This window comes from Aeribacillus sp. FSL k6-2211 (assembly GCF_037966125.1).
GTDB classification, from domain to species: Bacteria; Bacillota; Bacilli; order Bacillales; family Aeribacillaceae; genus Aeribacillus; species Aeribacillus composti.
Window position 1 is genome coordinate 2133246 of sequence record NZ_CP150190.1, and the last position, 23637, is coordinate 2156882.

The following is a 23637-nucleotide window of genomic DNA, read 5'->3' on the forward strand; positions in this document are numbered from 1 at the left end:
TGCCATTTTTATAATAATGACTGACTTTTTGATCATATGGCACCCCTTTGCTCAGCTACGATTACCTAATTTTGCATAACTTATCAGCCCAAAAATCATAACGCGCAGTCCGGATCATCGATGCAGAATAAGAGTGTTCCATCGACAATTTACTGATATGAATAGTAATGCTATTTAACTCTATATTTAAAAACTTTAAAAAATCTTCAGCAACTTTTTGTTGAATCTTTTCTGCGATGACTGGTAACGCTTCATCCAATGGATAAAATATGGTGAGGGTGATTTTTATATTCGGCAGCTCGTTTAATGCAATATCTATCCGATGGCATTTTTTTACTGCTTCTACCGAAGTGCAGGCATGGGAAATGATTTGTTTTAAAACGTGTTCAGAAATGTGGATGGTTCCTTGATGAAACCGTGGTCTTATAATCGTTGTTTCGCCAATCTCTTCTTTTTGGGTAGAAAAAATTTTCTTTCCCTTCATAATGATCTTCTTTAAAATATTTTGTTCGACTTGTACATATGGAATCGGAATAATATGTTTCCCCTCTGTTTTTCTCACATATAATGCCATGTTGATTTCCTTTGACGATCTAATTTCTTCAATTTTGTAATATTTGGTGATTTTTCCTAATTGCAATGTTTCCGCAATTTGATCAACCATTTTTGTAGACGTACCAATAATAAGAATCGAATGAATATCAAGTGCTTTAATAGCATTTTGGACTTCTTTTCGGTGATCCTCATAAAAAAAGACAGCCCGTTTAATAGCGGTTATATAGTTCTTTTCATATTTCGCTGAACTCCCTGCAGCTTTTCGCCCTTTATAAATTAACAATCCATCATCAATCATAGCCGGTATGTTTTTACTATGTGCAAAAGAAAGTGCGCTGGTGCTTTTTCCCGTGCCGCTGCGGCCAACAAGAGCGAATACGCGCATTGGGTGAATACCCCTTTCTTAAAAATCTTTCAACCTGAAGGAAAATGCCCGTAAAACTTAAAGGCGGACCGGATCCGGCAAATCGGAAACTCTATTCTGTCTATTTACAGGAAAATTCAGTTCGTATGACAGCAAATGTTTGTTTCGGGACTCCGATTGTTATGTGGGATATTAATATTCATGAATTTCAAAAAAATAGGCTTTGGATCGAGCATCATACACAATAAAACAGAGGAAGTTTTTTTACTTGAAAAAACTAGCAAATTATTAAAATATTTTTAGTCGATTGTCGACTGAATTTTATCGAATTATACACATTTTTGTTGAGGAATAATAATCCCCTCTTTTATAAATGTTTCTATCTCTTCTTTACTGTAGCCCATTTGCTTTAGAACGGTTTCACTATGCTCCCCCTGAGCTGGAGGGACCGTTTTGATCCTGCCCGGTGTGCGCGATAATTTTACAGGAACACCAAGCATTTTTAAGATTCCGAGGGAAGGATGCTCCATTTCAACGACCATTTCCCTTTCCTTGATATGGGCATCATTTAAAATGTCCGAAAGCTTATTAACCGGTCCGCATGGAATTTTCGCAGATTCCAACATGTCAACCCATTCATCTCTCGTTTTTCTTTTAAATATTTCTTCAAGTATGGAAATCAGTTCATCTCTATTTTGAACCCGGTCCGGATTCGTTTTAAATTTCCGGTCTCTAAGAGCTTCCACATCCAATACGTCAACCAGCGAATTCCAAAGGCTGTCATTTCCTACTGCAAGAATAAAGTGGCCGTCCGAAGCTTCAAAAACCTGGTAAGGCACAATATTCGGATGGGCTCCTCCCAGCGGCTTTGGATCATTGTTTGTCGCAAAATAGTTGCCGGCAAGGTACGTTTGCCAAGAAACCATCGTGTCGAGCAAGGAGACATCGATCCATTGTCCTTGACCTGAACGCTCTCTTTCCCAAAGTGCTGACAGAATGCCGATTGTTGCCCACATTCCTGCTCCGATGTCTGCCAAAGAATATCCAGCTTTAACTGGTGTACCGTCTGGTTCGCCTGTAACGGACATTAACCCGCCCATTCCTTGAGCCAGGACATCATAGCCAGGCTTTTTTGAATACGGTCCTGTTTGACCGAAGCCGGAAATCGAAGCAAGAATAACTCCGCGGTTATGCTGCTTTAAGATGTCATAATCAATTCCGAGCTTTTTTAATGTGCCGGGTCGAAAGTTTTCAACAACAACATCCGTTTCTTCTACCATTTTCAATAAAATTTCTTTTCCTTTTGGATCTTTTAAATTTAAAACAACACTTTTCTTATTGCGGTTGACACTTAGAAAGTACGCACTTTCATTTTTAATGAACGGAGGACCCCATTGCCTTGTATCATCCCCTTGTGGACTTTCAATTTTTATCACCTCGGCGCCTAAATCAGCTAATGTCATTGTGCAAAAAGGGCCGCTCAATATTCTCGTTAAGTCAATAATTTTAATTCCTGCAAGTGGCAGCATGTCAACCTCTCCCTTTAAAATTCGGTTTTCTTTTTTCTACAAAGGAACGAACACCTTCAGGAAAATCATTTGCGTCAATACTGGACGCCGTACCTGTATCCCACGGAAATGAAAGTGCCGGCTTATTGTAGGCGACAGATCTTTTAACAGCAAGAAGAGATGCCGGTGACTGCTCCATAACTTTTTTCGCCAAACGTATTGTAAAATGATCCACATCCTCATCATCCGGAACCATGTAATTAACTAATCCCAATTGACAGCATTCTGAAGCGTCTAGCAGTCGACCTGTATAAACTAAATCCATCGTCCGGCTCCCTCCGATCAGATCTGCAATTCGTTTTACAAACATTTGGTTTAACGTAATTCCCAGCCGTCCGACTGGGATTCCCATTTTAGCTTTAGAGGTCCCAACCCGAAGATCACATGCTAAAGATAGAACAAATCCTGCACCTAATGCCGGACCATTTATAGCGGCAATGGTTGGCAACGGAAGTTTTTCAAACGTCGAAATGGCTTGTTCCATTAAGCGGAAAGCTTCGTGCGCTTCGTTAATCGACATTTGGTTAAATTCTTTCAAATCAGAACCTGAACAAAATTGATCCTTGCTTCCGCGCAGGATCACCACTCGTGTTTTCGGGTTTTCAGGAATCAGCCTTCCGATTTCCGCCAGCTCCCTCCACATCCCCGATGTTATAGCATTTTTTAGGCGTGGACGTTGGATCGTTACAATGGCAAGCCCGGCACTTTCCTGAAGTATAATTTTCCCATCCGCCTCGACCTGACTAATCGTTACCCTCATTAAAAATCACCTATCTCTTGTCTTTATATTTTTTAACAAAACCATCAGGATTCAAAAAATGCTCTTCCTAGAAGATGGACGACTGTCGACAATCATCTTGTTACAACCATGATATCCCCTCATGTTATAAAAGTCAATAAAAATTCTAAAAATTTTAAATTTTCATTTTGTATTTGCTGAGGAAAACCTACTTATGTCATGTTTTGATTATGACCCAGTCAATAAGCTGAAAAATAAAAAAAGGAGCTTATATGAAAAGGGCTTCACTCCTTCATATGAACTCCCTAAAATCATGTATATGTTGTTCGTTTCAAGACATTTACAGCGCTCGTTGTTTTCCCTTTTTTGCTGCTAGTACGATTGTTTATTTTTCGTTTTGTTTTCGACCCTTTTAATTACGCTATGATTATGATTTTCAAGCAAAACAAGCGCTTCATCGATCAGGTTTTCCTTTAACAAATCTAAAATAATGCGGTGTTCCTTCAAAGACTTTTTTATATGCTCCTCTTCAAGAAACGATATTCTTTGAAGTACAAGCAAAGGACGTCCTAATCTCCAATACATTTCTTTAATAATTTCGCTTTTGCTCATTTCAATGATGAGCATATGAAACTCTTGGTTCAGATTGGCATACTGTTTTTCGTCATCAACCTCTGACATCTTTTGTACCAATTGCTCCATTTTCTTAAGAATTTCTTCATTTATCCCGCGGACTTTAATTCTTTTCATCGCAAGGCTTTCCAATACGATTCTCATTTCAAGAAGATCATAAACTTCATCTTCCGTATAGCCTTTCACAACAGCGCCTTTTCTAGGAATTCGCTCTATTAGCCCTTCATTTTCCAGCAAATAGAGCGACTCTCGAATAGGCGCCCGGCTCGTTCCAAACTCTTCTGCGTAAGTGGACTCAATAATTTTTTGTCCGGGCTTCAGCTCCCCCGCCATAATTTGGTTTGTTATTTTTTCCGCTATTTTGTGGGACAACGAATGATTGTAAAATAATTGATTATTTTTCATTCCCGCTCTTCCTCTCTATAATGTCGACTGTCTATTTTTTATAATCCTATTATAACTTGTTTATAAATACAAATCGAAAAATTCTGTAAAGTCGGCATTGTATTGGAAGATTTTCCGCAAATCTTTCGTTTGCTGCACTGTTCTAATTTATTCGAAATTTATAGAAGTTCTCCTTCCTCCATATATAAAAATTAATGTGATCCCTTTCATTATAAATGACTTCATAAATAAGAATATTCAAATTTTTATTACGAATATTTCATCGCTTCGTACATACTGTCGACAATTGACAAAGATGCATATTTTTCATTTTGCTTTCGTAAACATTTTTGTAAATGAATAAATAGCTGTAAACAATCTGTGATGAATGAAAAACGGAGAAAAGGAGGGAATGTGCGAAAAACACTTTATCTTAATCTTATAAATGCTGTTTCTCTCTTTATTTTGCCCTTGGACCGCCTTCTAACAAATAGGATAAGCAGCCGATTTCCTTGTGAAGTCGCCGAAATGTTCAGGTATGTCATTCAAAATAAAAGCATACATTTCAATTATTTTTTCGAGAGGTGACGATTTATGATTTGAAATTATATTTTTCAGAATATTCAAATAAAAAGTCACCTTTTTTCTAGTCATTCATATTCTTATAATGCATTGTCGATCGTCGATTTTGTAAGCTGGGGTTTTTAGAAAGCGGTTTCAAATTTTTGGGATTTTCTATTTTCATTCCAAAGCTTAGGAGGAAAAATCAATATGAGTATTGAGCTCATTGGAATTATTGTGCTTCTGTTGATGTTTATTGTAGGTTCAGTTTTGCCAATTAACCTCGGTGTTTTAGGGTTCGTAGCTGCTTTTATCGTCGGAGTTGTATTCAGCGGATTAAATATTGACGACATTTACAGCGGTTTTCCGGCTGAATTGTTCGTCACTCTTGCTGGAGTGACTTATCTGTTTTCAATTGTTGAGAAAAACGGGACAGTTGATTTGATTACCGGATGGGGTCTTCGCCTAGTCAGAGGTAATCTAGGTCTCGTGCCATGGATTATGTTTTTGCTTTGCGCTATTTTAACTAGCGTCGGCACTTTGGGACCTGCTGCTATTGCGATCCTAGCGCCGATTGCGCTGCGTTTTGCCGCACGATACAACATTAATCCTCTCTTGATGGGGTTATTGTTAGTGATTGGTTCCACAGCGGGATCCTTCTCACTGCTTAATCCTTATGGAGTGATTGTTAACGGCGTTATGCAGGCAAGAGATCTTCCTCATTCGCCGGGGTTGCTTTTCATAAACGCTTTTATCTTCAGTGTATTTGCTTCTGTGATTGTGTTCATCGTTTTGGGAGGACTTCGGCTGCTAAAAAAGCGAACTGCTGCCGAAGAAGATGCAGCGTCTAGAGCTGAAGGGTTCTCCGCAAATGAGAACAATAAATCACAAGAAAATGGATTAACTTTTTACAGAGGCATCACACTTTTAGGGATCATCACACTCGTCGTCCTCGCTCTTATGTTCGATATCGATATCGGCTTTGCAGCGCTTGGAGTAGGATTAGTGCTAGCATTAATTGCTCCAAAGCAGCAAAAGGGCGTTCTATCACGGATGCCTTGGTCTGTGATTCTCTTAATAACTGGTATTATCACATACGTAGGCGTTTTAGAAACAATTGGAACGATTGATTACATGACTGACTTAATCGCAAAAGTAGGAAATCCGGTAATCGCAGCCCTTGCATCGTCATACGTAGGAGGCATCGTTTCAGCTTTTGCCTCGACAACAGGGTTTCTGGCAGCTATCATCCCGCTGGCAGCGCCCATTTTACAGGACCCGACCATTTCTTCCGTCGGTGTCGTTTCAGCCATTGCCATTTCTTCAAGCATCGTCGATATAAGCCCCTTCTCCACTAACGGTGCATTACTGCTCGCAAACGTACAAGGGGTAAAAGAGAATGTATTTTTTAAACAGCTTTTACTTTCTGCTGTTGTAGTCGTAGCGCTTGGACCTGGGCTCGCCTGGCTTGCTTTTGTATTAATTGCGGGATAGCATGGCAAACGATCATCCTTTCACCGGCAGAAAACAGTTTTTTATAACGAACAAGCACAGCTTCAAGCTGCAATAATGAAAAAAACGTTGACCGCTTGATCTTTTGGATAAAACAAACACCTCCATTCATCGAATTTATTTGATGCATTCGACACTGGAGGTGTTTGTCCCTTTCCTCATTTAACCGGGCCGCTTTTAGACAAATTCGTATAGTTTTTTTGAGAAGAAGCGGTGCAATGAAATCTTGCTGTATATAGCGTCAAATTGATTTTATTAGCAAATATATAAAATAAGGCGCCCCCAAAATGGAAACAACGATCCCGACAGGCAGCTCTGAAGGAGCCATGATAACCCGTCCTAATGTATCTGCAGCCAAAAGAATGAAGCTTCCTAAAGCGGCAGTAAGGGGCAAGCATTTCGAATGCTTTGGCCCGACTAGTTGTCTTGTAATATGAGGGGCAAGCAAGCCAAGGAACGTAATCCCTCCGCCAACCGCTACACAAACTCCTGCCAGTGTAACGGCAATGATTAATAAAATCTTGCGTTCTCTTGCAACGTTTATTCCTACCCCTGTTGCTGTTGAATCACCTAAAAGCAATATATCGAGAACCTTTGATTTATAAATCGCGATCGGAATAAGGATCAATAACCATGGTAACAGCGCCCACACATAGTTCCAGTTCGCACCCCAGATGGCTCCCGACAGCCAAGTAAGTGCTCTTGTAAAATCATTCGGTTCCATTTTCATTTGGAAGATGAGGATGCCGGCATTGAATGCCCCATTCATCCCTATTCCCATTAATAAAAGTCTTATCGGTGTAATATGTCCATTTTTTCGAGATAAAAAATAGATTAAGACGGCAGTAAGAAAAGCGCCTGCTAAAGCCGTTATGGGCAAAACATACACGGAAGCCCAGCCGTTCAAAAAGGAAGCTCCTTGGAAAAAGAACATATATAATACAACGGCAAACCCTGCTCCTGAATTAATCCCCAATATTCCCGGATCCGCTAACGGATTTTGCGTAACCCCTTGGAGGATAGCCCCTGAAAGGGAGATTCCCATCCCTACGAGCAATGCCATGAATATTCTAGGCAAACGGAATTGGAATATGGTCAATTCATTTTGATCTGTTCCATTTCCTAATAAGGCGGCAATGACCTCATGAAGAGGTATTTGTATATAGCCGGCATTAATGCTTATGATTGCGGTTATAATGATGAAAAAAATAGTTGAAAAAAACAATGTTTTGAAGTTTATTAATCTTTTTGACATGTTACACCCTCCCCTCTTTACGGGCTAAATAGAGGAAGAAGGGAACCCCTACAACGGCAGTTATCGCTCCAACAGGAGTTTCAAACGGAGCATTCACCATGCGTCCGACAATATCAGCCGCAATTAATAAAATCCCGCCTAAAACGGCAGAACAAGGAATAATCCAACGGTAATCCGTTCCGACTAAAAACCGTGCAATATGAGGAACGATGAGTCCGACAAAGCCAATCACTCCAGCAATTGAAACAGCTGCCCCTGTTAAAAGCAGCACCGTGACCGCTCCTAAAAATTTTACCACATTTGTATTTTGCCCGAGACTTTTGGCAGCTTCTTCGCCCAAGTTAAGGACGGTAATAGAGCGCGACAGTAAGATGGCCAGCAAAAGACCGGAAATGACGAACGGCAAAAGAAAATGGACTTGGGTTGGTTGGACAGCTGAAACTCCTCCCGCAAAAAAATAGCTGATATCCTTTGCAATATTAAATTTAATTCCTATCGCAGTCGATAAGGAGGTTAGGAGTGATGTAATCGCTGACCCGGCCAAAGCCAGCTTCACAGGCGTCATTCCTCCGCGAGAAAGGGAGCTAATGCCGAACACAAGACAAGCGCCAAGACCTGAACCTATAAAAGAAAAGATTGATAGACCGAAATAAGAGATTCCCGGTAAAAATGCCAGCGCAATGGCAATGAGAAAGGACGATCCTGCCGTTACACCCATAATAGAAGGAGAGGCTAATGGATTCCTAGTCATTCCTTGCATAATAGCACCGGAAACAGCCAAGGCAGAACCGACGAGAATGGCTGCGACTGCACGGGGCAAACGCAATTCCCTGACAATGACATGAGCTTGATTGTCCTCTTCAAAGGCAAAAAACGCACCAAGAACATCCCGATAATTCAAATCCGCAGCACCAAAACGAATCGAAATGACAACTGACAGAAATAAGCCAATGATGCCTATGAAAAGAACGATAAGAGCAATCCATCTATTTTTGCTTTTATGTAAAGATTCTGAAGCAGTTTTCGTATGTATCATTGAATCCATAAACCATTTTTCCTCCAAATGATAAAAATTTAGATTGACAAAGTGGCAGAGATATATTTTAATTGAAAATGGTTATCATTATTGCTTCCCAAAAATTTATTTTATCATATGAGTTGGAGGTTTAGAAATGGTATTTCAGAAAAAGTTATTTTCTCTAATAGGAGCTGCGCTATTAGCTCTATCACTAACCGCTTGCGGCGGACAAGGAACCGACTCCTCTTCCGGATCGGATCAAGCTTCAAATGAGAATGAAAAGTCAGCAGAAACAAGAACATTAACAGATGGAATGGGAAATAAAGTGGAAGTTCCTGCTAATCCAAAAAGAATTATTGCCAGCTATCTTGAAGATCATCTTGTTGCCCTTGGCGTAAAACCTGTCGCACAATGGAGTGTAAACGACGGGAAAACCGTACAAGATTATCTGCAAGATGAGCTGAAAGGAATTCCAACCATTCCTCATGATCTTCCGTTTGAAGCAGTTCAAAAAATGAATCCGGACTTAATTATAATGGACTCCGCTAGCATGGTAGAAGGCGGAAAATATGAACAATATAATCAAATCGCCCCTACTTTTGTTATTGGTGAAGAAGATAACAGCGATTGGCGCAAAGAATTGAAGCTTATTGGCGAAGTATTAGGAAAGGAAAAAGAAGCGGAAAAAGCTCTAGAAGAATATGACGCCAAAGTAGCCGAAGCGAAAGAGACAATTAAAGAAAAAGTAGGAAATCCTTCTGTCGCAGCAGTCTGGTTAGTAGGCGGACAATTCTTTATCGTAAATGAAAAACTTTCAAGCGGTGCCGTCATGTACGGAGACTTAGGATTAAAAGTGCCAAAAGTTGTAAAAGAAATTTCAGCAAACTCAGCAGATAACTGGAGCTCTATCTCTTTAGAGAAATTAGTAGAATTGGATGCTGACTATTTGTTCTTAATTAATAGTGACGGTTCCAATGCAGCACCTTTAAGTGATGCTCTATGGAAAAGCATTCCGGCTGTAAAAGCAGGCAACGTTTTTGAATTTTCTCCTGAAAAAAGCTGGTTGTACACAGGCTCTATTGCCAATTCGCAAATCATCGATGATATTCTAGATTCTTTAGTACAAAAATAATGAAAAAGGGTATCCATCACGGATGCCATTTTTTGTTGGAAATTTCAACTGAGCGGTTTTTTCCGTTACGCCTTTCCGTAATGGGCGAGCTGTCACAAACTTCAATGTTGTAAGAATTTTAAACGTCTAATTCATATAAACAGCAGGCCATACAGCTGCTAGAAGATCAAATGAACTTTGTTTTGCTATTTTCAGTCAAAACCGGAGTAGATAGATCACATCTCAGTGTGCTGATCTGAAAACGGAGCAAAAACCGAACTTGATTGATCACAAGTTTATCCTTTTCTTAATGTCTGGCCAATGAAGCCAAAAATGTAAGGTTGAAATTCATGGTTTTTCCCGGAAAATTCCCCTATTTTTTATGTAATGGTTGACACTTCATTACATTAGTCGTTGAAAGTTCTTGTTTGCTATTTTCTATGTAATAACGCGCGTTTGCGATTTTTTAATGTTCATTTTCAAACTCAAGCTGATCTGCATTTGATTCAGGCTGCCGATGATGAAAACGGCTTCCCCTCTCAGTTGTACAAAATCTTTAAACCGTTTGAGGACGCTATTTTGTGCTTTGCAATAGCCTTTGAAGCCTTATTCCCCCCCTTCTGCATAACCGAGCTCCATATGTACATTTTTTCTATTGTTCCTATGGCACAATTGGCATCTATATATGTTAAATATTTAAAGGCGGATTTAGCGAAAATGAAGAACACTGTTTCAATCGGCATCTATAATCCTTACACTAAAATGAAAAGCTAAGAGGCTCTTAAATCAAGATTTCCTCCTATCTCGAATCAAGAGCCTCAAATAATTCAGCTGGTAGTTTATTAAATCATACTAATACTATCTATATAGTAGTATTTAAAGGTGCAAAAGCAGATAGAAATTTTTACTAAAAGCCATTGCGTAAAATTTCGTTTTCGATAAATCTTCATTCAAATTTTTTGGAATTTTCCATAGCGTTTTGATTTGCAAATCACTAGCAGAATAATTGAGAAGGGTTGAAGACCTTTTGGAAAATTCAGTTCACTTACCCATGCTTTGAGGAGAATTCACTGTCCTTCCTTTTCCAATGTACGGGTTTAAAAGAATCATGCGTATTTTTTGATGAAAATTATAACTTTTTGCTCGTCCAACGAATCAACCCTGTTTCACTATGCGGATGGGAATCCCTTTGGGTTTTTTTATATTCATATTCTAATTCTGATAACGTTAATTTGCAAAGCTGCTCCTCATTTTTAAATGCATTTAAGACAATCAGTTTGTTGATCAATTTTTTTCTTCTGATTTCTACAGCCTGACGAAGAAGGTTACTCATGTGATCCTCTCCTTATCATAAAATTTTTACGTTTTTTTAAATGGTTATCCGATTTCGCTGCACCAGCTTTCTTAGTGCAAGTCTGATCTTGTTAAGACTATTTCATCCTCTGTGCCTTACACGGATCATTTATATTCCTGCTGCGAATTTAAAAACTAAGAGGCTCCCAAATCAAGAAAATCCATCTTGAATGGAGCCTCTAGTGAACCAGTCGGCGTTTTTTATTTTCCAGTAAATTTAACATTATATTAAAACATATTAATCCTACCTGTCAAGTAGAAATTTATGTTTTTATGAATTTAGGCAAAAAAATTCTTCCTCATCGGTCGTTGATTTGTTAATGCCAAAGTACATATTGATTTCAATTATACAGTCTCGATCCACCCCGGGAAACAGTCCCTTTTGAATGTGCAGTAACATGTTAAAATGTGAAGGGTTCAGGGTTGCCATCCTGACGAATGTACGGTAACATGTTAAAACCCTATTTCACAACTTGTATAGGTTGTTTCAGCAGGCTAAAAATAAAGCAGCTTACCGTTTTTCTTAACAGAAGAAATGGCGTTTTAGACGATAGCTTTTTCTCTAAGCAATTATTCGAAAGAGATGGAATTCCAATGCTGCTGTTAAAAAGTTGGGAAGTCTCCATAGCAATTTTTTGCATAATATGGCATAAAAGCGTTGGATCTGTGTTTTTGTAGAACAAAGAAATGAGCCGTTCACATTTAGCAATTTGCCGTTTAAATCATAATACTCCGCTCTGATGGAGCTGATAAATCGGTTACACGAAAACTTATAGCCCCTCACTTAATGAGTTTCTCCTGTCCTTAGTAAACATAATAACAGTTCATTTTCTCTTCTGTTGCTGAACTCTTTTTTGTTATAGCAGCTGGCAAATGGATTTGATCCCGATCATTCCAAATTTAGCTTTCTACATAAAGCGGGATATCTGGACGTCTTTTAACGTCAACACATCGAACAAAAATTTTTCTTCAAAATGTGTAGATTGAATGCCCCTCATATACCAAATATACCCAATCTTTTACAACTAGATGAATTTTTTATATAACTTGTGATATTTGTCCGTTTCAAAAAGCCCTGCTAATACATTTAATGTATATAGATATTCTAGGAGGTGAGTTTCCAATGTTTGGTCATACTAGACCCATTATCTGTCCGCCTAAACATGTGGTTCGCGACCGTTTCATTCCACGTGTAGTTCCTTATATCCATCCAATTGTAAGGATTAATCGTTTCAATATTGTCAATGTTCCTAGACATATTTATAGACCAATTACAAGAAACGTAATTGTTGATCCAGGATACCCTTCTAAGTGCTGCTAAATGACATTACAATGCGCCCCTCTTTTATTAAGGGGGGCGTTGTTTTGTTTAAATTCCCTTAACGCCATAACCTCAAGAGGTTCCATATTATTTCGCATTTCAAAAGTGCACTAATGTTCAGATTTTCATTGGAGATACCATAAATTAAGCCGATACAGACCAAGCAACTATTCCTTTGCAAAATGCCGATGCGTTTAATGTGAACAAAGGATTTTTGTGCCCTCTGGATGTTTCAATGTATACAAAAGGAATTTTTCGTCTTCTGATTCGCCATCCTCTGGGATGTTGTCTGCGGCCATCCTCCAAGATCAGAAAGCTTTCTTTTTATCAACCCATTCCAACCTGTTTGCCCAACAATATCCATACTTTGAGTTAATCCCCATCAGTTGCAATACATCCATTTATATCCATATGATGAATGAGTCGACACTTTTTTTATATTAGTTTACATAATTATTTTATGGGTTACTAAACTTAATCTTGGCTAATTTATCAGCTGCTGTTCGCTTCAACATTGATTCTGCTGCGGTTTCCAATCGATTTTAGCAGCGCTTTTGGCTCTTGCTCTTACCCGTTGCTTGTTCAGTATTTAACAAAAAGCTCCCTCCCTCTATAAATGTTGATATATCAACGGTTGTAGCCGTTTCAGGGGTGTCAAAAAAATATTTTTCGACAAAGTTTCTAACATTATTTCTTAAATATGTGTATATCTTACATTGACTGGGTACGCTTCGCGGCCACTACTGGTTAAATTTGGTTGTAGTGGGGGAAGCGTATGGGATGCACCGTGGATCTCTGCATCGCTGATGATGACGAACCCTCCCATGTCTCTTGGCATCCTTGTGCCTACATTCCTTCGTTCGGTCTAGTCATCAGGCAGAGGCCGGCTAAGCTCCTTTAGGGACTCAAGGTCGAATGGATGATATCGCGCCAGCTTCTCCGTGTCATCCTTGTTGTCTAGAGAATCGAGACTATAGGCATCAAGCAGCCGTTTCGAGGCCAAAGATGTCCTGCATCATTCGCTTCGCATCGAACGCTTGGTGCTTCGTACATACAGCGTGCAATACCTTCAATAATTTTCCGCATAACACCACAATCGATTGCTTCTTCCGCAACGGATTATCAGGACGTGTCGTGTAATAGTCGTGCAGCTGCCGAAACGCTTCGTTGTGGCGGATCATCGGCATCATCACCCGGAACAGAAGGGCGCGCAACCGCCTTCTTCCACGCTTGGAGATCCGTTTTTGCCCTTTGTGTTGGCCGGAGGAATGTTCCCGCAGCGTCAGGCCCGCTAATTTGATAAGCTGCCGCGGATCCTGATAATGGGAGAAACTCCCGATCTCTGATAACAGTTCTACGATGGTCGCATCGCCTAAGCCCGGAACGGTCTTCAACCATTCGTACTCGACCGATGTCTGTACGAGTTCGATCAGCTGCTCTGTCAGTGCCTCGATTTCTTCTTCCAGTTGGCGGTATCGGCGGACAAGCGTGGCAATTTCGATACGGGCCATCTGTTGTCCTTCCGTTACGCCAATGGAGTGTTGGGCCAATTCCATCAACTTCTTCGCTTTCGGTTTTTGTGGCGATTGTAATCCCTCACTTTTCCGGTAAAGGGCCAGCACCTCTTCTAGTTCTTTTCCTGCCAGATCACTCGGAAATGGCGTATATTCCAGCACCGCGAGCGCCATTTTCCCAAATGACAGGAAGACTTGGGAAAACTCCGGAAAATATCGATCAAGCCAGCGAATCATTTGATTTCGAATCGCTCCCTGTTCTTCCACCAATTTGGAGCGAAATGTCGCTCCCACGCGCAGCTCCGCCTCCATCCCTTTCAGAATACGCGGATAGCTGAATCGGCCGTCTTTCACTAACCGGGCAATGACGAGCGCGTCTTTCGCATCATGCTTGGTTGGAAGATTGTCGTCCAGCTCTTTGGAGCGCTTCACGTGCATCGGGTTTGTCATGACGAGAGGAATGCCCTTCTCGTCAAGAAAGTAAGCGAGATTGAGCCAATAATGTCCCGTTGGCTCGATGCCAACGATCACCTCGGTTTTTCCAAATTCCTTCATGGCTTCCACGATGCACTGGTACAACCATTCCAATCCTTCTCTAGATTGCGGAACGGGAAACGGCTTTTTTAACACCCTCCCTCGCTCATCCACAAAGCAGGCATAATGTTTTTTCTTTGCAATATCCATCCCAACAACCAGCGTTTGATCGGTGACTTGATTAATCTTCTTGTTTGAGATAGAATTCATGTATAGTCCTCCTTGGTATCCAAATTAGGGGTCAATTCGGTTGATTGACACCCCCGAATCATACCAAGAGGGCTTTTTTTATTCAAGTCCCCGAAAAAACTTCTAACAGGAATGCTCCTTTGAAGTTGAGTTTTGAAGGAAAAGAAAAAGCACCTTTCAAAAGGTGCCTACACTTTTTTTCTAAATGCCCTTCTTTCCGCATATACTGCACATTCCGGACAAACTTTCATACTATTTCCGTTATGGTCTACATAATGATAGGAAGTTTTTGTTTTTCGCTTACACAAAAAGCACCGCTTATGAAATAGACGAAACATAATTCAACTCTCCATACTGTAATGTTTGAAATGCACCTCACTGGGTGCATCTTTTAGATGTTCCATTTTAATACTCTCCACAAAAAAACGTTCGATTCCGAACGCTTTTAAAATGTTCTACCTGTCTTTTTCCATATATTTTTTTATCTTTTTTTCTTCCCATTTGATGCTAGTATAGTTTCATGGACACCCTTTAGTGAAATATAATATTAACGAAGGGATGTGTCCTGATATGGGTAACACAAGCGAAAAACGTAAAAGTTATCATGCTGAATTTAAGGAAATGGTGGTTGAGCTTTATCAAACTGGAACACCAGTAAAACAGATCTGCAGCGAATATGGCCTGTCTGAAACGACAATCTACAAATGGATCAGAAAACAAAAACCGGTTAAGCTGGATGACGGGGGCTCTTTTACCCCGGAAGAATTTCTGAACCTGCAAAAAGAATTGCACCGGCTGAAAGAGGAAAACGAAATCTTAAAAAAAGCTATGGCCATATTCGCAAAGAAGTAGATCAAACCACTGTTATATCCATGATTGACGAGATAAGAGCCAAACACCATTATGACCTTAAAACCATGTGTACGGTCCTTGGCGTGCCGAGAAGTACCTACTATCAATCCAAACAAAAAACAGAGTCAAAAACAAAACGGGAAAACCGGGAGCTGACAGACAGAATACGAAAAATCCATACGGAAAGCAAGCAGAGATACGGAGCACCGAAGATCCACCATATGCTTGAAAAAGAAGGGCTCAAAGTCAGCCTGAAACGGGTTCAGCGTTTGATGAAGGCTGCAGGCATTTATTCCATTATCAGAAAAAAGTACCGCCCCCATTCCAATAAGGGCAAGATGGAAGAACACGATAACCTGCTGAACCAGGACTTCTCAACGACAACCATCAACGAGAAATGGGTTACGGATATTACGTACATTCATACTTTGAGAGACGGTTGGTGCTACCTGGCTTCCGTAATGGATTTACATTCCAGAAAGATTGTCGGTTACGCTTTTGACCGCCACATGACGACTGAACTGGCTTTAAAGGCAGTAGAAAACGCTTATCAGGCACAACGTCCAGGTCCGGGATTGATCTTGCATTCTGATTTGGGATCCCAGTATACAAGCGAGAAATTTGCAGAATACATGGAAAAGAAGCAGTTCAAACACTCCTTCAGTAAAAAAGGTTGCCCATACGATAACGCCTGCATGGAGTCTTTCCATGCAATTCTGAAAAAGGAAGAGATCTACAGAGTCAACTATTTGAACTTTCAAGCTGCCAGAAGAGCCTTATTCGAATTTATAGAAGGCTGGTACAATCGGAAACGGATTCATAGCTGCCTGGGCTATATGACGCCACAAGAAACAGAAGACAGTATCAAAGGGGCAGCGTAGTGCTCTTCACAATTTTACAAGCATCCGCTTTACATGGAGTGGCGGGGCGTGGTAGGCTTGTTTGCCATGCGAAAGAAATCATTGCCCCTTTCGCCCTTCGCATAACACCACGCCCGCAGAGGCTCCATGTCAAGCGACCAGCGATGTCAATGAGATCAAAATTAAATTTCACTTATTGGTGTCCAAAATATTGACTTAAATCCATTTCTTCCCCGAATATGCCAAATGCAAACGTTGAGGCGCCGTGTACTAAAAGTCCAATCCCCCAGCCAAAAAGCGGATATTGAAACCACCAATTACCGGGATCCGAAATTAAGTTAAAAAGAAAAAGCATAGAATTCACTAAAACATAAGAAATGAAATGCATATAAAAGGCTTTCAAATTTTCCACTCTTTTTTTCGCCCTTAAATATTTTTCATCTTTTTCGACTTTCAACCCCCCTATATAGCTTAGTTTTTGAACAGCCTTGTTGCCACTCATAATGCTGAAAACATTTTGTTCTCCTTCACCGTTTACATTTGGGAATGAGGCACGACAATTTCTAACCTGCTGTTGATTCGGTTTTTCATAAGTCTTGAACCGTAAACGCAACAAATTTGCTTAAGTTTCGGCATTTACCTCTCTTCTTTTACTCCATTCGACAAAGGGGTAATTTTTCCTTCTTTAAACAATAAGGATTAACAAATTTTTTGCAGGAAAAAGGCGAATAAAAGCTTCAAAAAAATATGGGTCACCATTCAATGAAATCGTTTCACAAATGAAATGCACACCACAAAGCTCTCAGCAGGATGGATGAAATGAGCTTTTTCATCTAGAAAGGCCAGAACAAGAAGATTGGAGCTGAATCGCCATTGGCTAACAAGTACATCTAGTGGCATTCTTTTGAACAATCTTTTTCTGTCAAAGCGGCAACCGTACCGTCATCCAAACCTTTAATTTGCAACGCATCTTTCACTGGAACAGGGTGTGGCTCCTTAAACAGCTCTTTCATCATTAGAATGGGGGCCATCCGTCATCATGAAGGAAATGGTCAATTTTCAAACTTCCCAGCAGGATTTACATCTACAATTATGGAGATCGTGATGCCATGCCTGTATCTAGAAGACAAAGAAACACCTTGATCATATTTCATAAGCAAATACCTGCATCAATTTTACTGTTTTGAACATCATATCGGCACAATATTTTTATATCTCAAATGTATCTTATGACCGCCTCAAAGTTTTTTATTCCTTATTTTTAACAGCTGGGTCTATAATGGGAGCAATTGGTAGGCATCAAACGTAAAGGCCTTTAGTTTGGTGTTGCAATTCCTTGTAGGTAAGATAAAAACACAAGGTGGCTTGTGTCAAGTGTTTCCTTCCAGACTGTTTCAATTCCTTATAGTTAAGATAAAAACTTCCCTATCACATAATGAGTTGTTGCGTAGACTGTATGTTTCAATTCCTTATAGTTAAGATAAAAACAAAATCACGAGCGAATGGGAGGAATTAAAATGAAAAGTGTTTCAATTCCTTATAGTTAAGATAAAAACAGATGTGGATCCCCAATGAAAGGACATACACACAAATGGTTTCAATTCCTCATAGTTAAGATAAAAACAGACGATCATGAATCACGCATCACTCAAACAGAAAATGCTTCAATTCCTTATAGTTAAGATAAAAACGTGCAAGAGCGTCCTTGTCCTCGACAAAAACTTCGCTTCAATTCCTTATAGTTAAGATAAAAACCCCAGAAAATGTTGTTAAATAAGCATTTCGTTTAAAATGGTTAATTGGTTATTTTCATTTTAACGAAGGAGTCAAATTTTATCAATCCTTTGATTTGCGTGGGCTCAATTGAATTTTAAAAGAGTCGTCGATCCCCTAGGATTTTTGCACGATTGGAGGTCGACGACAAAATTTCATTATTTTTATAAAGAAGAATGTCAATGATTCCAGTATTCTTACTGATCAAAGGCTTGTTTTTAGGACTTTTTATTCGGACAGAAATCGAGAAGAGTTGTAAAGAATTAAAGATCCTGAATTAGAAAATAGATAAGTGGATTATTTGACACTACATCATTTGCGGTAAAGCCATTGTTGCATTCCTCCTTATGTTTGGTCCATTGTAAATTCTACAAAGGAAGGGGAAGCAATGTGGCTCTTTTCTATTTCCCTTTTGACACAATCATATGGACTAATTGGTGACGCAATTTTCTAGTCTGCAACGGTCCAGTTACACACGATTTGCTGTTTCAGATAAATGAAAATTTGCAGCATGTGCTATCAGAAAAAGTGGAATGTTAAAAATTATTGGATTTAAAAAAATGACAACGGTTAGTCGTCCCCGTTGTCATTCTAAATGTTAATTGATTAAAGACTAGTTACGCAGCTGAGAAACAATATTCTCATTTGATAGTTCTTTCGCTAATATGCTGGAAATAACATACTTTACAAACAATTTATTTAGCAAAATGAATAAACTTAATAGTATTAATAAACCAACGGTAATTATCATTAATATTTCATTATTTAGCGCCTTAGAAAGAAGAATAGCAAATAAAATAACCGTTCCATAAGAGAAAATATAAATTTTTTTGTTTCCTGATTCGATTGTTTTATAAAACTGGGATGTGATTTCTTTGCTAGACATTCCGTTTAAATAGAGAGACAGTAAATCACGATTTATTAACTTGATGAGAGAATTTAAGCTGTTTTTATATACAATAACAATTACAATAAGTAAGCTTAGCTGGAAAAACAAAAGCAAATGAAAAGAGACTTTCGAATTTTGTACTAAGTTCTCCAATCCTTCAGATTGATAATATACATAAACTTCATCTTCATTAAACATTTCATGAAAGGATTTGACAAAATCATATATATATTCTGTTTTTTCTAAGTTCACAATAAGTGATTTAACACCTGAATAGTTACTGCTATTAATTGTTGCCAACATTTTATTATATAAAGGTTGAGCGAGATAACATTGATCCTTTAGAAAATATGTGCCTGATCCTTCATAATAATAGTTTGTAGTTTTAACGGGCTTGTGATTCATATCAGAAATAATTAATTTTTGATTTTTAAAATGTTCTGGCAGCACTAAAGCATTGTCATCAACTTGTTCGTCAAAACTAATAGCTTCTCTAGTAGTTTCATTAAGAGGCAAGCAATCTAAAAACTCTACCTCCTCTTTTTCCGACGAATAAATAAGAGGAATTTCATAATCATAGGTAAGATTTTTAACATGAGGCAAATTTAAAATTAAGTTAGTATCGTACTCAAATTCTCCTGTTTCTGTATATCCATTGATCAGTACCATTGATAATTTATCATTATTTAATATATTATTATGGATGTTCTCAGCAGAAATAAATACTGTAAAGATCGAAAATATAATTGATATTAGGTCAATAAAGTAGACACAAAAATTTATAGATTTTTTTTCGCAGCTACCGCGCTATCGCTTGGTGGCCTTTTAAAAGTAATTACGACGTTGTCCTAATTATTTTTAAAAGGTAAATTTTCGTGTCTAACTATTCTATTAATATGTTCATTAAGCTCCCTTTTTATAGTACATACGTTCGTATTCAGATGGCGAAAAATACTCTGTTGCGGAGTGAATACGTTTATTATTGTAAAATATTTCTATATACTCAAATATGCTCTTTTTTGCTTCCTCCCTTGTTTTATAACGAGTCTGATAGATTAGTTCTTTTTTTATAACCCCATGAAATGATTCAATACAAGCGTTGTCATAACAATTTCCTTTGCGGCTCATGCTACATTTCATTCCGTATTCCATTAGCTTAGCTTGATAGTCATTTGAAGCATATTGACTCCCTCGATCAGAATGATGGAGGATAGAACCCTGTGGTTGTTGACGCTGATAGGCTTGCTTTAAAGCACTTAACACTAGCTCCTTTTTCATGGAACAGTCTATATGCCAGCCGACTATTTTCCTTGAATACAAATCCATCATACTAGCTAGATAAAGCCAACCTTCATCCGTTGGAATGTAGGTGATATCAGCTACCCATACTTCATTTGGTTTCGTAACAGTAACATGTTGGTTTAAGACATTTTCGTGGACCGGATGGTTATGTTTTGAGTTAGTGGTAGCCTTATGCTTTTTCACGGTACGAGACTTCATTCCCTCTTTGTTCATTATGCGGGAAACCGTCTTCTGTGAAACCTTAATGCCTTCATGATTAAGCTTTTTGGCAACCTTTGGACTCCCATACAGTTGGCGAGATTCGATATACACACGACGCACTTCCTGCGTCAATTCTTCTCGACGCTCTTGTCTAGCACTTTTGGGACGATCACGCCATTTATAATAACCGCTTCGAGAAACTTTCAATACTTCGCACATCTTCTCCAATCGGTAATCGAAGCGATGCTCATGGATAAATGAATATTTTACCGATGGTCTTTCGCGAAGAAGTGCATCGCCTTTTTTAAGATGGAGTTTTCCTCCTCCAGATCCCGAATACGTTTCTTTAGTTCACGAACTTCGTGGTCTTCGGATCGAAACGTTTGGGTTTCTGTTATTTCAGGTTCTTGCTTATATTTTTTCATCCAGCCGTGAAGAGTATTTTCGTTAATTTTGAGCTCACGAGCCACTTGTGCAACGGATTTCGCTTCCTCCAAAATATAACGAACAGTTTGACGCTTAAAGTCTTCCTCGTACCGCCTTTGTTTTTTTGTCATGTAGACACCTCATTTTTCAGTCTATTATTACTATAATAATCTGTGTCTACTTTTTAGTCTAACATCAAATCAATATTAGTAATAAAAAGTTTAGTATCGCAAGCTTTCTTAAACTTTTTAAATATTTTTGCTTTATATAATAAAAAACCGAATCATGTTTTAACATAGTTCTTTCAATCCTTTATTTAATTGAATAAAATCAAATGATTTGTCTGAATTTTCCACAACAAATTTTGAATGGGTTACTACTATAATGACCCTATCTTTTTTTATACTAGATAAAATATCCATTATGATTTTAATGTTCTCTTCATCTAAATTATTCGTTGGCTCATCCAATAAAATAAGCGGATATTCAAATACCAATACTTTTAAAAAAGCTGCTCGTTGTCTTTCACCACCAGAGAGATTATTTACTGGAATATCTAACTTGTTTTCCATTTGTATTTGCCTGCTGTATTTATTTAGTTTTTCGTTATCTAAAGGCTGGCTGTTTATAAGTGAGATAATTTGAAGGTTTTCTCTAATTGTTAAAGTCTCTATTAAATTTAAATCTTGGAAGAAATACGCTATTTTTTTCCGCAAGTCATCAACTAATTCAACATCCTCAAAATTAATTTGTTTATGGAATAAATTAATGGTTCCTGAGTGAGGTTTTTGTATTAAAGATCACTAGCATTGCAGTAATTAAATCTGATGATTCAAAATGCTAAGAATGTTCAATTTTTTATTGATTTCGAAACAAAAAAATCCTTTACAATGGAAGTACAGGTGGTTCCTGCCCAAATCCAATCGTAAAGGATAACCATTATGGACAAGAATACACTAATTTCATCATTTGGTAAATGGGTTTCACCCATAAATATTCAAAAACTTAGCGAACAAGTCAAAGAATTGAAACAGGACTATTACACAAAAAAGCTGACAACAGAAGCCTATATTAAACTTTTATTGGTAGCCCAGCTGCTCGAATTTAAGAGCTTAGAGGAAATGAGTGATGCACTTGTAGACGAAGATCTTCAAAAAGCACTCGGATTTGAATCGATAAGTGCCTCTCAGCTATCCCGAAAAAACAATCAGATCCACCCACTAATTCTTGCAAATTTGTTCTTGGATCTTGTTTGGAAAATTCAACGGTACCATTATAAAAACGGAAAGAATATGCCACTGAAAATCATTGATTCAAGTACACTCCCGTTGAACTTGACCAATTATAAATGGGCAAAATTCCGGAAAACAAAAGCTGGTGTAAAGCTACACTTACGGCTCGTTTTCATGGATAAAGACACCGTCTATCCTGAAAAAGCAGTGATTACGACAGCAAAAGAACATGACCGAAATCAACTCGAAGTCCTAGTGGATGATCAAGAAGCCATGTATGTGTTTGACCGCGGTTATGTGGACTATGAACGTTTTGATCGGATGACAGATGATGGCTATTTCTTCGTTTCAAGACTGAAGAAAAACGCAGTCATTCGTGAAGTCTATACATTTTCACTTCCTGATGATTGTCACGTTCTATCCGATAAAATGGTCTACATTGGTACCACACAAAATCGTACTGAAAATGTCTTTCGTCTACTAGAAGTTATGGACACAAAAGGGAACTTACTTCGTTTCATCACCAACCGATTTGATTTAAAACCAGAAGAGATAAGTGATATTTACCGATCTCGCTGGGCTATTGAACTCTTTTTCAAATGGCTCAAGCAACACGTAGAAATTAAGCACTTTTATGGAATGAGTGAAACAGCTATTCAAAATCAAATTTTCTTAGCCCTGATCACGTATTGCTTACATGTTCTCATTCAATTGGAGATGAAAAGTAAGAAATCCCTACTTCGAATTACTCGTTGGTTAAAGAGAGCTCTGTGGAAACCAGCTTATGTTTGGTTGCGAAAATTTGATGGGCGAGCCAGTCCATAATCTCCCTTTTGTCGTTGTCGCTCTGGTTTAACTGTATATATTTACCAAATGGACAGTGCCACCTTTCTTTAGGTTTTGTCTTTTTGGCACAAATTCACAAAAATTAATTAACAGAAAATTCTGACTATATTTATGCAATGCTAATGATTAAAGATAAAATATTGATAAAAGTGGTTTTCCCACACCCGCTTTTTCCATAAATAGCATATAAACCAGGTTCATTTATCTCTAGAGAGAGATTTCTCAAGATTATTTTTTCGCCGTATTGAAAGTTAATGTTTTTAACACTAACATGAATATCCTCATAGTTGTCAACGGAATTTTTGTGCAAATTCATCACCCTCTAATATATTAAGGATATTATTCAAATACACACTTAGCTCAAAAACATAGTTACCTCCTGGTTCACAATATCCTAAATAACATTCATACTGCTCTACCTTTTTTCTAATTAATTCCTTATCTATATCAAGGTTATGCTTTTGAACTAGACTAGTATAAATATTTAATATAATATAGAAGTCTTTACTTTCATTATTTAAAACTTCAGGATATAATTTTTTCATTTCTTCGATATCTTTGGGAGTAGGGTCAATGATATCGTACTTTAGTACCTTTGTAAGTAAGTCATCTGACTCTTCGTAAGCGTAAAATAGTCCACACCTA

The 23637-nt window shown here is 38.3% G+C and carries 18 protein-coding genes, 1 pseudogene and 1 CRISPR repeat array; of the genes and pseudogenes, 5 read left to right on the forward strand and 14 right to left on the reverse strand.

Annotated features, from left to right (window positions below):
* Positions 1-61: 61 nt before the first annotated feature.
* The 4 genes from NSU19_RS10300 to NSU19_RS10315 all read right to left on the reverse strand — a co-directional run bounded on the left by NSU19_RS10300 (position 62) and on the right by NSU19_RS10315 (position 4264).
* Positions 62-940 carry a hypothetical protein gene (locus NSU19_RS10300; RefSeq protein ID WP_339192866.1) on the reverse strand — a complete coding sequence of 293 codons (879 nt, stop codon included), beginning with the start codon at positions 938-940 and terminating at the stop codon, positions 62-64.
* A gap of 308 nt (positions 941-1248) precedes the next feature.
* Positions 1249-2448: a CoA transferase gene (locus NSU19_RS10305; RefSeq protein WP_339196332.1), complete on the reverse strand. Its 1200-nt coding sequence runs from the start codon at positions 2446-2448 to the stop codon at positions 1249-1251.
* Position 2449: 1 nt separating this feature from the next.
* The gene (locus NSU19_RS10310; RefSeq protein ID WP_339196335.1) at positions 2450-3247 is read right to left on the reverse strand and encodes an enoyl-CoA hydratase-related protein; all 798 of its coding nucleotides are present in this window, start codon (positions 3245-3247) and stop codon (positions 2450-2452) included.
* A gap of 351 nt (positions 3248-3598) precedes the next feature.
* Positions 3599-4264: a GntR family transcriptional regulator gene (locus tag NSU19_RS10315; protein WP_339196337.1), complete on the reverse strand. Its 666-nt coding sequence runs from the start codon at positions 4262-4264 to the stop codon at positions 3599-3601.
* Positions 4265-5014: 750 nt separating this feature from the next.
* Between NSU19_RS10315 and NSU19_RS10320 the strand changes: the two genes are divergently transcribed.
* The gene (locus NSU19_RS10320) at positions 5015-6298 is read left to right on the forward strand and encodes an SLC13 family permease (protein ID WP_339196339.1); all 1284 of its coding nucleotides are present in this window, start codon (positions 5015-5017) and stop codon (positions 6296-6298) included.
* 259 nt (positions 6299-6557) lie between these two features.
* Here the strand turns inward: NSU19_RS10320 and NSU19_RS10325 are convergent, their stop codons facing one another.
* Together NSU19_RS10325 and NSU19_RS10330 are read right to left on the reverse strand one after the other, a co-directional pair.
* On the reverse strand, positions 6558-7571 hold the full coding sequence (locus NSU19_RS10325; RefSeq protein WP_327848727.1) for an iron ABC transporter permease: 1014 nt from the start codon (positions 7569-7571) through the stop codon (positions 6558-6560).
* 1 nt (position 7572) lies between these two features.
* Positions 7573-8607 (reverse strand): iron ABC transporter permease, encoded by a 1035-nt coding sequence (locus NSU19_RS10330; protein WP_339200005.1) that lies wholly within the window; start codon positions 8605-8607, stop codon positions 7573-7575.
* Between the two features lie 136 nt (positions 8608-8743).
* Between NSU19_RS10330 and NSU19_RS10335 the strand changes: the two genes are divergently transcribed.
* Positions 8744-9721 (forward strand): ABC transporter substrate-binding protein, encoded by a 978-nt coding sequence (locus NSU19_RS10335; RefSeq protein ID WP_066251568.1) that lies wholly within the window; start codon positions 8744-8746, stop codon positions 9719-9721.
* 1108 nt (positions 9722-10829) lie between these two features.
* On the opposite strand, the gene NSU19_RS10340 is transcribed toward NSU19_RS10335, so the two are convergent.
* Positions 10830-11033, reverse strand: coding sequence for a Fur-regulated basic protein FbpA (locus tag NSU19_RS10340; RefSeq protein ID WP_063387775.1), 204 nt, complete (start codon positions 11031-11033; stop codon positions 10830-10832).
* A gap of 1143 nt (positions 11034-12176) precedes the next feature.
* Here NSU19_RS10340 and NSU19_RS10345 point away from each other — a divergent pair.
* On the forward strand, positions 12177-12374 hold the full coding sequence (locus NSU19_RS10345; RefSeq protein WP_082829623.1) for a hypothetical protein: 198 nt from the start codon (positions 12177-12179) through the stop codon (positions 12372-12374).
* A gap of 980 nt (positions 12375-13354) precedes the next feature.
* Here the strand turns inward: NSU19_RS10345 and NSU19_RS10350 are convergent.
* Positions 13355-14632, reverse strand: a complete 1278-nt coding sequence (locus NSU19_RS10350; protein ID WP_339196343.1) for an IS110 family transposase — start codon at positions 14630-14632, stop codon at positions 13355-13357.
* A 549-nt stretch (positions 14633-15181) separates the two neighbouring features.
* Here NSU19_RS10350 and NSU19_RS10355 point away from each other — a divergent pair.
* A protein-coding gene (locus NSU19_RS10355; RefSeq protein WP_339196345.1) for an IS3 family transposase occupies positions 15182-16344 on the forward strand; the annotation gives its coding sequence in 2 pieces (ribosomal slippage) (positions 15182-15437 and positions 15437-16344; 1164 coding nt in all).
* A gap of 172 nt (positions 16345-16516) precedes the next feature.
* Here the strand turns inward: NSU19_RS10355 and NSU19_RS10360 are convergent.
* From NSU19_RS10360 to NSU19_RS10380, 5 genes and pseudogenes are all read right to left on the reverse strand, one after another.
* Entirely contained in the window at positions 16517-16780 is a 264-nt protein-coding gene (locus NSU19_RS10360; protein ID WP_339196348.1) for a 2TM domain-containing protein, read from the reverse strand.
* 475 nt (positions 16781-17255) lie between these two features.
* Positions 17256-17357: pseudogene (locus NSU19_RS10365) on the reverse strand (4-hydroxy-tetrahydrodipicolinate synthase); the annotation flags it as partial.
* Between the two features lie 293 nt (positions 17358-17650).
* Positions 17651-18078: a CRISPR direct-repeat array (repeat unit 28 nt; unit sequence TTCAATTCCTTATAGTTAAGATAAAAAC).
* Positions 18079-18709: 631 nt separating this feature from the next.
* Positions 18710-19654: a hypothetical protein gene (locus NSU19_RS10370; protein ID WP_339196350.1), complete on the reverse strand. Its 945-nt coding sequence runs from the start codon at positions 19652-19654 to the stop codon at positions 18710-18712.
* Between the two features lie 234 nt (positions 19655-19888).
* Positions 19889-21045 (reverse strand): IS3 family transposase gene (locus tag NSU19_RS10375; protein ID WP_339196352.1). Its coding sequence is split into 2 segments (ribosomal slippage): positions 19889-20787 and positions 20787-21045, totalling 1158 coding nucleotides; the frame shifts between segments, so codons are not numbered across the junction.
* 159 nt (positions 21046-21204) lie between these two features.
* Positions 21205-21708 (reverse strand): ATP-binding cassette domain-containing protein, encoded by a 504-nt coding sequence (locus NSU19_RS10380; protein ID WP_339200006.1) that lies wholly within the window; start codon positions 21706-21708, stop codon positions 21205-21207.
* Positions 21709-21855: 147 nt separating this feature from the next.
* Between NSU19_RS10380 and NSU19_RS10385 the strand changes: the two genes are divergently transcribed.
* A complete protein-coding gene (locus NSU19_RS10385) occupies positions 21856-22971 on the forward strand; it encodes an IS4 family transposase (protein ID WP_339196354.1) in 1116 nt (371 codons plus the stop codon).
* Between the two features lie 311 nt (positions 22972-23282).
* Here NSU19_RS10385 and NSU19_RS10390 read toward each other — a convergent pair whose 3' ends face one another.
* A complete protein-coding gene (locus tag NSU19_RS10390; protein WP_339196356.1) occupies positions 23283-23537 on the reverse strand; it encodes a hypothetical protein in 255 nt (84 codons plus the stop codon).
* Positions 23538-23637: the final 100 nt, after the last annotated feature.